Genomic DNA, 13,416 nt, shown 5'->3' on the forward strand with positions numbered 1-13,416 from the left:
TCGCTCGAGGGCGTCGACTTCGGCGAACTGGATTCGCACGGCCACATCCGGCGCATCGTCGGTTTCTTCGGCGCGCTGCAACCGATCGGGGCGTCGCCGCCCGGCGCGACAGACGCCGCGTGAACGGAATACTGCCGGCGCCGCACGCATGCGCGACGCCGGCAGTGCGGTCCGGCCTCAGGCGAGGTCGAAGCGGTCGGCGTTCATCACCTTGGTCCACGCGGCGACGAAGTCACGCACGAACTTCTCCTTGCTGTCGTCCTGGGCGTAGACCTCGGCATAGGCACGCAGGATCGAGTTGGAGCCGAACACCAGATCCACCCGGCTCGCGGTCCACCGGGTGGCGCCGGTCTTCCGGTCGACGATCGCGTAGCTGTTGCGCCCGGTCGGCTTCCAGCTGTAGGCCATGTCGGTGAGATTGACGAAGAAGTCGTTCGTCAGCGTGCCGGCGCGGTCGGTGAACACGCCGTGCTGGCTACCGCCGTGGTTGGTGCCGAGCACCCGCATGCCACCGACGAGGACGGTCATCTCGGGGGCGGTGAGGCCAAGCAACTGGGCGCGGTCGAGCAGCATCTCCTCGGGCTGGACCACGTAGTCCTTCTTCAGCCAGTTGCGGAAGCCATCGGCGAGCGGTTCGAGCACATCGAAGGATTCGACGTCCGTCATTTCCAGCGTGGCGTCGCCGCGTCCCGGAGCGAACGGCACCTCGATGTCGACGCCGGCCGCCTTCGCGGCCTGCTCGATGCCGACGTTGCCGCCCAGCACGATGACGTCGGCCACGCTGGCGCGGGTGTCGGCCGCGATCTTCCCATAGACCTCGAGCACCTTCGCCAGGCGCGCCGGTTCGTTGCCTTCCCAGTCCTTCTGCGGGGCGAGGCGGATGCGTGCGCCGTTCGCACCACCGCGCTTGTCCGAGCCGCGGAAGGTGCGCGCGCTGTCCCACGCGGTGCTCACCAGTTCGGCGATCGACAGGCCGCTGGCGGCGATCTGCGCCTTCACCGCGGCGATGTCGTAGTCCTTGCGGCCGGCCGGGATCGGGTCCTGCCAGATCAGGTCCTCGACCGGTACTTCGGGACCGAAGTAGCACGACTTCGGGCCGAGGTCGCGATGGGTCAGCTTGAACCAGGCGCGCGCGAAGACCTTCTCGAAGTAAGCTTGGTCGTTGCGGAAGCGCTCGGCGATCTTGCGGTACTCGGGGTCGAACTTCAGCGCCATGTCGGCGTCGGTCATGATCGGCTTGCGGCGGATCGAGGGATCCTCCACATCCACCGGCATGTCCTCTTCCTTGATATTGACCGGCTCCCACTGCCAGGCTCCCGCCGGCGACTTCTGAAGCCACCAGTCGTGCTTGAAGAGCATCTCGAAGTAGCCGTTGTCCCACTGCGTGGGGTGGGCGGTCCACGCGCCCTCGATGCCGCTGGTCACGGTGTCGCGGCCGATGCCGCGGGTCTTGTGGTTCATCCACCCGCAACCCTGCTCCTCGACGTCGGCGCCCTCCGGTGCGGCGCCGAGATTGGCCGCGTCGCCATTGCCGTGGCACTTGCCGACGGTGTGGCCGCCGGCGGTGAGCGCGACCGTTTCCTCGTCGTTCATCGCCATGCGGGCGAAGGTAACGCGCATGTCGTGGGCGGTCTTGAGCGGGTCGGGCTTGCCGTCCACGCCTTCCGGATTGACGTAGATCAGGCCCATCATCACCGCGGCGAGCGGGTTCTCCAGGTCGCGCTCGCCCGAGTAGCGCGAGCCTTCACTGCCGCTCGGGGCGAGCCATTCCTTCTCCGAGCCCCAGTAGGTGTCCATTTCCGGATGCCAGACGTCCTCGCGGCCGAAGGCGAAGCCGAAGGTCTTGAAGCCCATCGACTCGTAGGCCACGTTGCCGGCGAGGACGATGAGGTCGGCCCAGCTGATCCTGTTGCCGTATTTCCGCTTGATCGGCCACAGCAGGCGGCGCGCCTTGTCGAGGTTGGCGTTGTCGGGCCACGAGTTGAGCGGCGCGAAGCGCTGGTTGCCCGAGCTGGCGCCGCCCCGGCCGTCGGCGATGCGGTAGCTGCCCGCGGCATGCCAGGCCATGCGGATCATCAGGCCGCCGTAGTGCCCCCAGTCGGCCGGCCACCAGTCCTGGCTGTCGGTCATCAGCGCGGTCAGATCCTTCTTGAGCGCCGCCACGTCGAGCTTCTTCAGCGCTTCACGGTAGTCGAAGCCCGGCCCCATCGGATTCGTCTTGCTGTCGTGCTGGTGCAGGATCTCGAGGTTGAGCGCATTCGGCCACCAGGCCATCACCGAGCTGCCCGCAGCCGTGTTGCCACCGTGCATCACCGGACACTTGCCGCCCGTGTTCATGTCGTTTTCGCTCATGTTCAACTCCTTGTGATTGGCCGAGGTTCGCGAACAGCGTGATCGATGGAAAAGCCTTCGTGCAGCCTTGTCGCGCTGCGGGGACGATTTCTTGTCGCCACCCATCCGTGTGCAACAAAAGACTAGCATTGTTGCGTCGTAGCGGATGCAATGAGGGTCATTGGCCCAGCCTATTCGTACGCCGCCGCGCACGCTTTCCATTCCTCTGCGAGATACATCGATGGACCTGCCCGAGCACCAACTCACCATGACCGTCCTGATGACACCCGATACCGCGAACTTTTCGGGCAAGGTGCACGGCGGCGCCATCCTCAAGCTGCTCGACCAGGCGGCCTACGCCTGCGCCAGTCGCTATGCGGGCCGCTACCTGGTCACGCTGAGCGTGGACCAGGTGATGTTCCGGCAGCCGATCCTGGTCGGCGAGCTGGTCACCTTCCTCGCCTCGGTGAACCACACCGGCAACTCGTCGATGGAGATCGGCATCAAGGTCATCGCGGAGGACATCCGCGCCAGGGTGGTGAGGCATGTCAACAGCTGCTTCTTCACCATGATCGCGGTCGATGACGATGGGCGTCCCACCAAGGTGCCGCCGCTGAATCCGCAGACGCCCGACGAACGCCGTCGCTTTGCTGCGGCCGAATTGCGGCGCGCGATGCGGCGCGATATGGAGCACAAGTTCGCCGAGGTCCGCGGCCTGCACTGATCGTCGCGACCCGCTGCGGGGCGCCGCGGCGTGACGGCCCGGCGCCCGCCGGATAAGCTGTGGCTTTCATTCGATTCCGGGAGCCTCGCATGCTTCAAGTGGTGATCGCCGGCGCCTCGCGCGGCATTGGATTGGGTCTGGTCGGCAAGTATCTCGAACGCGGTGCCACCGTTCATGCGGTGGCGCGCGATCCGTCATCCTCGGCCGGCCTGTCGGCGCTCGCGGCGCGACATGGCGAGCGGCTGCGCTGCATCGCCTGCGATCTGAATTTGCCGGACGCGGCCGATCGCATCCTCGGCGCGCTCGGCGAAGCGCAGCTCGACCGCGTTCTGCTCAATGCAGGCATCCCCGGTCCGCGCGCGCAGGACGTGAACACGGTCACCGACGCCGAGGTCGCCGCGCTCTTCGTCACCAACGCGATCGCCCCGCTGCGGCTGGCGCGGGCGCTGCGGCCGCGGCTGCGCGATGGCGGCGTGATGGCCTGCACCAGCTCGGTCATGGCCAGCCTCCAACTCAACGTCGGCGGCGAGATGCCACTCTATTCGGCAAGCAAGGCGGCGCTCAACAGCCTTCTGCTGAGCTGGTCGGCCGAACTCGGTGACAGCCGCCGCTTCAGCCTGCTCGCGCTGCATCCGGGTTGGGTGCAGACCGACATGGGTGGCGCGCAGGCTCCGCTGACGGTGGAGGACAGCGTCGTCGGCCTGGTGGAGGTGATCGAGGCCTCGGCCGGCGACCAGGCGTGCCGATTCGTGGACTACCGCGGCGAGACGCTGCCCTGGTAGCGCCGGCCGCACGGCGCTGAACGGCAGCGCCGACGGGCGATATCCGCTCGGCGGGCGTCAGTCCAGCCGGGTCTGGGGGGTGATCTGGCGCGGGGCGACGCACAGCTCGATCAGCGCCGGCACGCCCGCAGCCGCGGCGCGCGCGCCACGACCTCGGGAATCCGCTCGAGGCGGTCGACCTCGGTCACCCATTTTGCGACGCTGCCGAAGAACTGGCGGTAGTCGATCTCCTGGAAGGCTTCGCGGCCGGCGCTTGCGCGTCTGCCTGCCTGTTCCCATCGTCTGCTCCGGTCTTGTGGACATGGCGGGTTTGCGCGGTGCGGCAGCGCGCGGCCATGCAGCGCATGGATGGCTGCTTTGCAGGCGGGCGGGGCGGGCGAGGGGTCTAGAATGGCGGCCCGTCATGCCGTCCCGCGAAGGAGCAGCGCCCCCCAATGGAAATGAGCCCGACCGGCTGGGTCGTCACCGCGATCGCGATCCTGCTCACCGGCATCTCCAAGTCCGGCCTCGGCGGTGCGCTCGGCGCGCTCGCGGTGCCCTTCATGTCGATGTCGATGGCGCCGCAGCAGGCGGTGGCGGTGATGCTCCCGGTGCTGATCGCGATCGACCTGTTCGGTATCCGCGCCTGGCGAGGCAAGGCGAGCGGGGCCGACCTGCGCCAGCTGCTACCGGCGGCGATGCTCGGCGTGCTCGCAGGCACGCTCGCCTTCGGCCTGATGTCGGAGCGCACGGTGAGGATCGCGATCGGCCTGATCGCGGTCGGCTTCGCGCTCGACCGCCTGCTGCGCCGGCCGAAGGGCGGTGCGGGCGGCGAGCGGCCCCTGCGTCGCCCGCTCGCCTGGCTGTGCGGCGCCGGTGCCGGCTTCACCAGCACGCTGGCGCACGCGGGCGGCCCGCCGGTGATGATCTACCTGCTCGGGCGCGGCCTGCCGCGGCACACTTTCGTCGCCACTTCGGTGTTCTTCTTCGCCGTCCTCAACCTCGCCAAGCTGCCCTTCTATGTCGGCCTCGACCTGTTCGGTCGCGAAACCCTGGTGATGTCGGCGCTGCTGATGCCGCTGGTGCCGGTGGGCGTGTGGCTCGGGATGCGGCTGCTGGCGCGGATTCCGGAGCGCCCGTTCTTCCTGTTCGCCACCGTGGCGCTCGCGCTGTCGGGCGCGAAGCTGTTGTGGGACGGCATCGCCGGCTGAGCGGGGCGCAGCGCTTACCTCACGGCCGCGTTCATTCCCGGATCGCCTCCAGCGAGACGGTGATCGTCACCTCGTCGCCGACATTGGGCGCGTATTTGCCGGCACCGAACTCGGTGCGCCGGATCACGGTGGAGGCGTCGGCGCCGATCGCAGGCTTGTTGAGCATCGGGTGGGGCATGGCCTTGAAGCTGCTCACCTCGAGCGTGACCGGCCTGGTGATGCCCTTGATCGTCAGCTCGCCCTCGATCGTGGTCGGCATGTCGCCTTCGAAGTTGACCTTGGTCGACTTGAAAGTGGCGGTGGGGTGCCTGGCGGTGTCGAGGAAGTCCTCGCCCTGGATGTGCTCGTCGAAGGTGTCGTAGCCGGTGTCGACCGAGGTCATGTCGATGGTGATGTCGACCGCGCCGGTCCTCGCCTCGCGATCGAGCGTCACCGTGCCGCTGGACTTGTTGAAACGGCTGAGCTGGGTCGACATGCCGAAGTGGCTGTAGGAGAAGCGCGGAAAGGTGTGGGTGGGGTCGACCGTGTAGGTTTCGGGTGCGGCCAGCGCGGGCACGGCGAGGGCTGAGATCAGGCCGACGGCGGTGAGCTTTGCGAGTCGGGTCATGCGCGTGGTCCTCCTGCGGGTGGTGGGACGAATCGAGTTCGGCGCCGGCCGCGCCCCGGCAGCATGCGGGTCAGCACGTCGTCGCGGTCGATCAGGTGGTGCTTCAGTGCTGCGCCAACGTGAACGACGACCAATGCGAGCAGGAAAAGGTTCAGGCCGAGATGGGTCGTCTGCAGCAGGTCGCCGAGCGCCTTGTCCTTGTCCAGCAGGTCGGGCAGCGGCAGGACGCCGTACCACACTGTCTGTACACCCTTGGCAGAGCTCATCAGCCAGCCGCTGAGCGGAACCGCGAGCCCCAGCAGGTAGAGCAGGCGGTGGCCGGCGCGGGCCGCGAGGCGCTCGAGCCTGCCCATGTGGGCGGGCAGCGCGGGCGGACGATGGCCCGCGCGCCAGGCCAGTCGCAGCACGGCGAGGGCGAACACCGTCACCCCGGCCCACTTGTGCCACGAATACAGCTGCAGTTTCCTCGGCGTCAGCGGCAGGTCCTGCATGTAGAAGCCGAGGCCGAGCAGGCCGAAGATCATCGCCGCGATCACCCAGTGCAGTGTTTTGGCGGTGGCTGTGTAGTGATCCTGCATCGGTTCCGGTCTCCCGCGTGCGTCAGCCGGGCATCGCCCGCAGCGCGAGCACGGCTCCCACCGCGCGCCCGGCTTCGTCCTTGTCGAAGTAAATGTAGGCGGTATTCGCGCCGCTTGCCCGGATACGGTGCGCCGGGACCCGCGATCGACGGTGGTGACGTGCGCTACGCTGCGGCGACCGGGAGGGCGTGGTCCGCAGGCGCCGGGCGTAGAATGAAATTCCGACCCCTCGTCCAGGAGGCAGTCCGATGAATGCGTCCCCCCAGTTGCCCCTTCCGCCGCATTTCGATCCCGCGCGGGTCGGCGAGGTCTGGCGCGTCCCTTACCAGACGCGTGCCGAAGAGGCGCCCGCGTGGGCGCGCCGCCACGGCATCCGGCCAGCGGTCGAGGATCCGTTCCGCCTCTGCCTGGTGGCGGTGGACGTGCAGAACACCTTCTGCATTCCCGGCTTCGAACTCTATGTGGGTGGGCGTTCGGGCAGCGGCGCGGTCGATGACAACCGCCGGCTGTGCGCATTCATCTATCGCAACCTCGGGCGCATCACCGAGATCTGCCCGACGATGGACACCCATCACGCGATGCAGATATTCCACCCGCTCTACCTCCTCGACCCCGCGGGCGGGCATCCGCCGCCCTACACCCTGGTGTCGGCCGACAGCGTGCGCAGCGGCCAATGGCGCTTCAACCCGGCGCTCGCCCCGGCGCTCGGCATCCCCGTCGAGGAGGCGCAGCGACAACTGCTGCACTACGCCGAGACCCTGGAGCAGAGCGGCAAGTACGCGCTCACCGTGTGGCCGTATCACGCGATGCTCGGCGGCATCGGCCATGCGCTGGTGTCGGCGGTGGAGGAGGCGGTGTTCTTCCACGGGGTGGCGCGCGCCAGCCGGCCGGACTTCCATATCAAGGGTGACAACCCCTTCACCGAGCACTACTCGGTGATCGGGCCCGAGGTGCTCGAGGGGCCGGGCGGCGCTGCCCTGGCGCGCAAGAGCGAGAAGTTCGTCGACATGCTGCTGCGCTTCGACGCGGTGGTGATCGCCGGCCAGGCCAAGAGCCACTGCGTGGCGTGGACCATCGCCGACCTCTTGCGCCAGGCGCAGGCGCGGGACGCGCGGCTGGCGAGGAAGGTCTATCTGCTCGAGGACTGCACGTCGCCGGTGGTGGTGGCGGGCGCGATCGACTACACGGAAGAGGCCGATGCCGCCTTCCGCCACTTCGCCAAGGCCGGCATGCACGTGGTGCGCTCGACGCTGCCGCTCGAGGACTGGCCGGGTATTCCCACGCGTCACGACTGATGAGTCCGCTCGACTCGCGTCGGCAGCGCCTTTCGCGCGGCGCAGGCCGAGCCAGCCTGCGCGGGGGTTCATTTCGCCCACTCGGCGAGGTCGCTGTTCGACACGCAGTTTGTCTTCCTTGATTCTTCCCGGAGCCTGCTCTGCCATGGATGCGCACCCCTCATCGTCCCTTTCACCCAGGGCAGTCGTCGTGATCGGTCTTGTCGCCTTGGCCATCGCAATGGGCATCGGTCGGTTCGCGTTCACGCCGATGATGCCGCTGATGCTACGCGATGGCAGCCTGGATGCCGTCACCGGCACGGAATGGGCGACCGCCAACTACCTCGGGTACCTGCTCGGCGCGCTGAGCGCCGCGTGGTTTGCAGGCATGCCTCGCCGGGGCCTTCAGGTCGGGCTGATCGGCGTCGCCGTGACGACCCTCGGGATGGCGCTGGGGGACGTTGCGTTTCCCTGGCTCGGCATGGCGCTTCGCGCCAGCGCAGGCGTCTTCAGCGCTTGGGTGCTGATCTGCGCCAGTAGCTGGTGCCTGCCCGAACTGGCCCGAGGCCACGCCACCGCGCTCGGCGCCTGGATCTATACGGGGGTCGGCCTGGGTATCGCGGGGACGGGCCTCCTGACCTGGCTGGGCGGCGGGCAGGCCGCCATGACGCTCTGGCTGGAACTCGGACTGCTCGCCGTCGTCGGCGCTGCCTATGTGCTGTGGCGGCTTCCCGAGCCATCCGTCGCAGCGGCGCCGCTTGGCACCGCCGCTGCGCCACGATCGGCGGCGCCGAAAGTCGCGCCCGGAAATGTGGGCGTGGTGCTGTGCTACAGCGCGTTCGGCTTCGGCTACATCGTTCCCGCCACCTTCCTGCCCACGATGGCCCGGGAGCTGGTCGCCGACCCGCTCGTGTTCGGGCTCACCTGGCCCATCTTCGGCACCGCCGCAGCGCTCTCCGTTGCTTTTGCCGCGCGCTGGTTGCACGGCTGGGCGCGCAGGAGGGTCTGGGCGATCGCGCAGGGCGTCATGGCGGTCGGCACCGTTCTTCCACTACTGCATCAGGCCTTGTGGACGCTGGCGGCCTCGGCGGTCCTGGTCGGCGGGACCTTCATGGTCACCACGATGGCGGGCCTCCAGTTGGCGCGTGAGCGCATGCCCGGGAATCCGACGCCGCTGCTCGCTCGCATGACCGCTGGTTTCGCAGCGGGCCAGATCGCCGGTCCGCTGCTCGTGCGACTCATCGGCAATACGCACATTGCCGGATGGGATGCGCTCGGCTGGGCGAGTGCGACGGCAACCCTCTTGCTGGCGAGCTCTTCGCTCTGGCTCTGGCGCGGGGACATCGTCTCGCGGTCGAAGCAGCACCCATCGTGAAGCGGGAGGGTCGCCGTTCGGTCTCCCGCGCTCGAGGCGCGCTCGGGTATCGGCGTGGCGCTGGATGGCAGGTCCGGGCGTTAGGGGAGCACTGCCCGAGTCATCCGGGTCGCAGGTCGTTGGATGGCGGCCGCTGGCCGCTTGGGGAACGAGTCTGGGTGTTGCAAAAGGCGGATGCGCGGCGACGCTCTGCAGCGTGCGCACCGCAAGCGGCGGGGCGCTGAGCGGGGACGTGGAACGTCTGCTGCTGACGCGGGCGTCGACAAGACCTATAAATGGACGAACATGGTCCTTTTTTTCCCAACACGGCCTGACAGCGCGCTCGCACAAGCCACTTCACGGGATTTCGCGATGACCGACATCACTGACGACATGCGCAAGTATTCCTCCCAGGTGGTGGATGGCATCGAGGCCACCCCGGCGCGTGCCATGTTGCGCGCGGTCGGCTTCACCGACGAGGATTTCAGCAAGCCGCAGATCGGGATCGCCTCGACCTGGGCCAATGTCACGCCCTGCAACATGCACATCGACAAGCTCGCGGAAGAGGCCGCGAAGGGCGCTGACGCGGCCGGTGGCAAGGCCGTCATCTTCAACACCATCACCATCTCCGACGGCATCGCCAACGGCACCGAGGGCATGAAGTATTCGCTAGTGTCGCGTGAGGTCATCGCCGACTCGATCGAGACCGTGGCCGGCTGCGAAGGCTTCGACGGCCTGGTCGCGGTGGGCGGCTGCGACAAGAACATGCCCGGCTGCCTCATCGGCATGGCGCGCCTGAACCGCCCCTCGATCTTCGTCTATGGCGGCACCATCCGGCCCGGCGCCGGCCACACCGACATCATCTCGGTGTTCGAGGCCGTCGGCCGGCACGCCGCAGGCGAACTCAGCCTGGCGCAGGTGAAGCAGATCGAAGGCACCGCAATTCCGGGCCCGGGTGCCTGCGGTGGCATGTACACCGCCAATACCATGGCCTCGGCGATCGAGGCGATGGGGATGTCGTTGCCGGGTTCCTCGGCGCAGGACGCGATTTCGGCCGCGAAGGCCTCGGACTGCTTCCGTGCCGGCCGGCAGGTGCTGGAACTGCTGGCCCGGGACATCAAGCCGCGCGACATCATGACCCGCAAGGCCTTCGAGAACGCGATCCGCGTGATCATCGCGCTGGGCGGTTCCACCAACGGCGTGCTGCACTTGCTCGCCATGGCGCACGCGGTGGAGGTGAGGCTGACGCTGGACGACTTCATCGAGATCGGCAAGTCCACGCCGGTGCTCGCCGACCTGCGCCCGAGCGGCAAGTACATGATGTCCGAACTGGTCGCCATCGGCGGCATCCAGCCGCTGATGAAGCGCATGCTCGACGCCGGCCTGCTGCACGGCGACGTGCTCACGGTGACCGGCAGGACGCTGGCGGAAAACCTCGCCGATGTCGCCGACTATCCGGCGGGTCAGGGCATCATTCGTCCCTTCGACGACCCGATCAAGAAGGACTCGCACCTGGTCATCCTGCACGGCAACCTGGCGCCGACCGGCGCGGTCGCCAAGATCACCGGCAAGGAAGGCCTGCGCTTCGCGGGCCGCGCGCGCGTCTATCAGGGCGAGGAAGCCGCGCTGTCCGGCATCCTCGACGGCGAGGTGGTCGCCGGCGATGTCATCGTGATCCGCTACGAGGGTCCGAAGGGCGGTCCGGGCATGCGCGAAATGCTGTCGCCGACCTCGGCCGTCATGGGCAAGGGGCTCGGCAAGGAGGTCGCGCTCATCACCGACGGCCGCTTCTCCGGCGGTTCGCACGGCTTCGTGGTGGGTCACATCACGCCGGAAGCCTTCGAGGGCGGGCCGATCGCACTGGTCGAGGACGGCGACCCCATTACCATCGATGCGGAGAACCGCGAGATCACCCTGGGCGTGCCGGATGCGGTGCTTGCCGAGCGCCGCGCGTGCTGGACGCAGCCGCAACCGCGCTACACGCGAGGCGTGCTGGCCAAGTACGCGAGGCTGGTCTCCAGCGCGTCCGAAGGCGCCGTCACCGACAAGCCGGAAGGGGGCCGCTGAAGCGCCTTCTCCGTGCCGACGCGTGCCGGGCGGTCGACACATCGAGTTCGTCCGTGGTGGCCAGCGAGCGAGAGCGTGAGTCGCCGCTGCCGCTCGTTCATCGCATCTCGAACGCCTCCTGATGAAAGCGGAAACGAGCAGCGCCCATCTGGCGGAGCCCTTTGCGCAGCTTGTCGGCCAGGCCCTGCGGCCCGCAGTACCACACCTCGGTGACTGCGTCCGTCCCTGCGCGATCGCTCAGGGTGGCGGCGCTCAGGCTCTCATCGCGCGCGCTGCTGATCACCTGCAGTCGCAGTGCGGGAAGCTGCGCGCACAAGGCTTCGAGGCGGGCGACGAAAGGATCCGAATCGCGGTCGCGCACGCAGTAGTAGAGATCCGCGTCGGGCGCCTGGTCGGGCGTCGTCTGCAGGGCTTCCAGCCACGCGATGAACGGTGTCACGCCGATGCCGCCGGCGATCCATACCTGATCCCGTTGTCCGCGTCCGGTCGGCAGGTCGAAGCGACCGTAGGGGCCTTCGATCTGCACCGCCTGTCCGGGTTGGAGTCGCTGCGCGAGGCCCCGGGTGTAGTCGCCCAGGGCCTTGATCTCGAAGGTGATGCGGCGGTCTCCGCGATCGGCGCTGGCGATCGTGAACGGATGGGCGCCCTCCACACGGTCGAAGGTGACAAAGGCGAACTGGCCGGGACGATGCCCGCGCCAGCCGCCGTCCAGCCGGCAGCCGACCTCGGTGATGCCCGCGCCCGGCGTGCGCACCGACTCCACCACCCCACCGACGCGACGGTGGTGACCGATGCGACCGGCCAGCGCCCACACGCTTGCGATCGCGCCGGCAGCGATCAGCACCGCCAGCAGCAGGCCGACCGGCTGCGTCCAGTAGTCGAGCGGCGCGAGGAAGGCGGCATGGAAAGCGAGGGCCAGGTACAGCGCCGGCATCAGCTTGTGCAGGTAGCGCCAGATCCTGAACGGAAAGCGCTTCCACAGCGACAGCACCAGCATCGCCAGCAGGGCGTAGATCGCGAACTCGCCGAGTTCCTCGGCGACGTCGCGCATGGCTTCGAGGGCGCCGCCGCCGTGATCCCGGGGCAGACGCCCCGCGCGTCCCCACAGCGCCCTGATGATGGCGTCCGACATTTCGATCAGCCAGTGCAGCGCCGCGAAGCCGGTCGCCAGGATGCCTGCCCACTTGTGAATACGGTAGATCCGGTCCATGCCGCCGAAGGGGCCCTCCAGCCACGCTGGCCGGGTGCCGAGCACCATCGTCAGCGACATCAAGGCGAACGACCACAGGCCGGTCAAGGTGAGCGCGTGTTCGCGCACCGCCCATGGGTTGGCGAGCACGCCGGCAGCGACGGCAGACGTCGAGAGCGCTTGTGCCGCCCAGGCCAGCGTCACCAGCGCGATGAAGGCGGTCAGAAAGCGTTTCATGATCGCGTTTCTCAGTCGTCCTCGAAGTAGCCCTTTTCTGCGTCGATGTGACAGGCGACGCAGTTCGCCTTGCTGGCGACGTCCTTGCTCGTCCAGTCGGACTGCGGCACTTCGTCGTGCTCGCGCACCCACTTCGGCAATTCGGTGATGCGCAGCGGGGCCGCACCCGGCCGCAGGCCGCGCAGCAGCTTGCTCGCCTGTCCGGGGGCATCGCCCGCGTGATCGACCAGGTAACGGGTGATCGCGGCGGTGGTTTCGGCATCGATGCTGGCGTCGTCGCCGAAGTGGTCTTCGAGCTCGCCCATCATGCGTTTCCAGGATGCGGCGGGCAGCATCGAAGGCGGAAAGGCGATGTGGCAGCTCGCGCACTCCTGCAGCGTGCGCGCGTCGGTCACCGGCGGGCAATAATCGTCGTCGCCGGCCTGCGCGCGGCCGAGGAGCAGCGCGGTCACGGCGAGCGCGGCGAGGCCGAGGGCGAGCGGGCGAAGGGGGGTGGTTTTCATGATCCGGCTCCGGGTTCGTCGTTTACTGACTGGTCATCCAGACGAGCCAGTCGCCCTTCTCGCGCGCGCTGCACTCGCGGCCGAGGACCTCGTTGCAGTTGCGCTTGAACCATTTTTCGACCTTGGCGGGGTCACCGTAGCGCGTGCCCACCACCGACACCGCCATCGGCTCGATGGCCTTGCCGGTGCGCGTCTTGCCGGCCGCGCGGGGGTCATCCCCGTGGCACGAGGTGCAGGCGGGCGTATCGGGCTTGCCGAGGCCGTAGCGGGTGCGGTGCAGGGTCTCGCCGCGTGCGGCGGAAAAGCCCGCGAAGGCGGGGTCGGCGGCGCGCGCCTGCGCGGCGTAGCGGTCGAGGAGGGGGGCGGTTGGGTCGGCAGGCGGGGCGGCGAGCACCCCCGCGCTTGCGCCGAGGCAGCACAGCAGCGCGAGCGTGCGGAATTTGCTGTTCATGGTTCGTTCCTTGATCCGGGCGGAAGACTGGACCGGACGGGCATTTCGAATGCCATTCGTCCGGAACCTGGTGCCCAGTGTGCAAGTGCGCGACTGAAACGAACCTGAACGCGAGCAGAGCGTTCAGCG

12 protein-coding genes are annotated in these 13,416 nt (G+C 68.3%); 6 read left to right on the plus strand and 6 right to left on the minus strand.

Annotated features, from left to right (window positions below; translation table 11 throughout):
• Positions 1-177: 177 nt before the first annotated feature.
• On the minus strand, positions 178-2,352 hold the full coding sequence (gene katG, locus BB334_RS09230) for a catalase/peroxidase HPI (protein ID WP_068807509.1): 2,175 nt from the start codon (positions 2,350-2,352) through the stop codon (positions 178-180).
• Between the two features lie 220 nt (positions 2,353-2,572).
• Between katG and BB334_RS09235 the strand changes: the two genes are divergently transcribed.
• The 3 genes from BB334_RS09235 to BB334_RS09245 all read left to right on the plus strand — a co-directional run bounded on the left by BB334_RS09235 (position 2,573) and on the right by BB334_RS09245 (position 5,027).
• Entirely contained in the window at positions 2,573-3,055 is a 483-nt protein-coding gene (locus BB334_RS09235) for an acyl-CoA thioesterase (protein ID WP_068807512.1), read from the plus strand.
• 89 nt (positions 3,056-3,144) lie between these two features.
• Positions 3,145-3,837 (plus strand): SDR family oxidoreductase, encoded by a 693-nt coding sequence (locus tag BB334_RS09240; RefSeq protein WP_068807516.1) that lies wholly within the window; start codon positions 3,145-3,147, stop codon positions 3,835-3,837.
• Positions 3,838-4,271: 434 nt separating this feature from the next.
• The gene (locus BB334_RS09245) at positions 4,272-5,027 is read left to right on the plus strand and encodes a sulfite exporter TauE/SafE family protein (protein ID WP_083200357.1); all 756 of its coding nucleotides are present in this window, start codon (positions 4,272-4,274) and stop codon (positions 5,025-5,027) included.
• A 31-nt stretch (positions 5,028-5,058) separates the two neighbouring features.
• Here BB334_RS09245 and BB334_RS09250 read toward each other — a convergent pair whose 3' ends face one another.
• Positions 5,059-5,634, minus strand: a complete 576-nt coding sequence (locus tag BB334_RS09250) for a YceI family protein (protein WP_068807519.1) — start codon at positions 5,632-5,634, stop codon at positions 5,059-5,061.
• Positions 5,631-6,212 (minus strand): cytochrome b, encoded by a 582-nt coding sequence (locus BB334_RS09255; RefSeq protein WP_068807522.1) that lies wholly within the window; start codon positions 6,210-6,212, stop codon positions 5,631-5,633. The genes BB334_RS09250 and BB334_RS09255 overlap by 4 nt, the downstream gene beginning before the upstream one ends.
• A 248-nt stretch (positions 6,213-6,460) precedes the next feature.
• Between BB334_RS09255 and BB334_RS09260 the strand changes: the two genes are divergently transcribed.
• The 3 genes from BB334_RS09260 to ilvD all read left to right on the plus strand — a co-directional run bounded on the left by BB334_RS09260 (position 6,461) and on the right by ilvD (position 10,907).
• Positions 6,461-7,507 carry a cysteine hydrolase family protein gene (locus tag BB334_RS09260; protein WP_068807525.1) on the plus strand — a complete coding sequence of 349 codons (1,047 nt, stop codon included), beginning with the start codon at positions 6,461-6,463 and terminating at the stop codon, positions 7,505-7,507.
• A 190-nt stretch (positions 7,508-7,697) separates the two neighbouring features.
• A complete protein-coding gene (locus BB334_RS09265; protein ID WP_232756698.1) occupies positions 7,698-8,861 on the plus strand; it encodes a YbfB/YjiJ family MFS transporter in 1,164 nt (387 codons plus the stop codon).
• A 351-nt stretch (positions 8,862-9,212) separates the two neighbouring features.
• Positions 9,213-10,907, plus strand: coding sequence for a dihydroxy-acid dehydratase (gene ilvD, locus BB334_RS09270; RefSeq protein WP_068807531.1), 1,695 nt, complete (start codon positions 9,213-9,215; stop codon positions 10,905-10,907).
• Between the two features lie 97 nt (positions 10,908-11,004).
• Here ilvD and BB334_RS09275 read toward each other — a convergent pair whose 3' ends face one another.
• The 3 genes from BB334_RS09275 to BB334_RS09285 are packed head-to-tail and all read right to left on the minus strand — an operon-like array spanning position 11,005 to position 13,287.
• On the minus strand, positions 11,005-12,333 hold the full coding sequence (locus BB334_RS09275) for a ferredoxin reductase family protein (protein ID WP_068807534.1): 1,329 nt from the start codon (positions 12,331-12,333) through the stop codon (positions 11,005-11,007).
• Positions 12,334-12,344: 11 nt separating this feature from the next.
• Positions 12,345-12,836 carry a diheme cytochrome c gene (locus tag BB334_RS09280; protein ID WP_068807537.1) on the minus strand — a complete coding sequence of 164 codons (492 nt, stop codon included), beginning with the start codon at positions 12,834-12,836 and terminating at the stop codon, positions 12,345-12,347.
• Positions 12,837-12,858: 22 nt separating this feature from the next.
• On the minus strand, positions 12,859-13,287 hold the full coding sequence (locus BB334_RS09285) for a DUF1924 domain-containing protein (protein ID WP_068807540.1): 429 nt from the start codon (positions 13,285-13,287) through the stop codon (positions 12,859-12,861).
• Positions 13,288-13,416 lie beyond the last annotated feature (129 nt).

Source organism: Thauera phenolivorans (genome assembly GCF_001696715.1).
Lineage (GTDB): Bacteria > Pseudomonadota > Gammaproteobacteria > Burkholderiales > Rhodocyclaceae > Thauera > Thauera phenolivorans.

Coding starts and splice junctions, on each gene's coding strand:
- BB334_RS09260 (WP_068807525.1), top strand. CDS start 6,461: ATGAATGCGTCCCCCCAGTTGCCCCTTCCGCCGCATTTCGATCCCGCG.
- BB334_RS09275 (WP_068807534.1), bottom strand. CDS start 12,333: ATGAAACGCTTTCTGACCGCCTTCATCGCGCTGGTGACGCTGGCCTGG.
- BB334_RS09285 (WP_068807540.1), bottom strand. CDS start 13,287: ATGAACAGCAAATTCCGCACGCTCGCGCTGCTGTGCTGCCTCGGCGCA.
- BB334_RS09255 (WP_068807522.1), bottom strand. CDS start 6,212: ATGCAGGATCACTACACAGCCACCGCCAAAACACTGCACTGGGTGATC.
- BB334_RS09235 (WP_068807512.1), top strand. CDS start 2,573: ATGGACCTGCCCGAGCACCAACTCACCATGACCGTCCTGATGACACCC.
- ilvD (WP_068807531.1), top strand. CDS start 9,213: ATGACCGACATCACTGACGACATGCGCAAGTATTCCTCCCAGGTGGTG.
- BB334_RS09280 (WP_068807537.1), bottom strand. CDS start 12,836: ATGAAAACCACCCCCCTTCGCCCGCTCGCCCTCGGCCTCGCCGCGCTC.
- katG (WP_068807509.1), bottom strand. CDS start 2,352: ATGAGCGAAAACGACATGAACACGGGCGGCAAGTGTCCGGTGATGCAC.
- BB334_RS09250 (WP_068807519.1), bottom strand. CDS start 5,634: ATGACCCGACTCGCAAAGCTCACCGCCGTCGGCCTGATCTCAGCCCTC.
- BB334_RS09240 (WP_068807516.1), top strand. CDS start 3,145: ATGCTTCAAGTGGTGATCGCCGGCGCCTCGCGCGGCATTGGATTGGGT.
- BB334_RS09245 (WP_083200357.1), top strand. CDS start 4,272: ATGGAAATGAGCCCGACCGGCTGGGTCGTCACCGCGATCGCGATCCTG.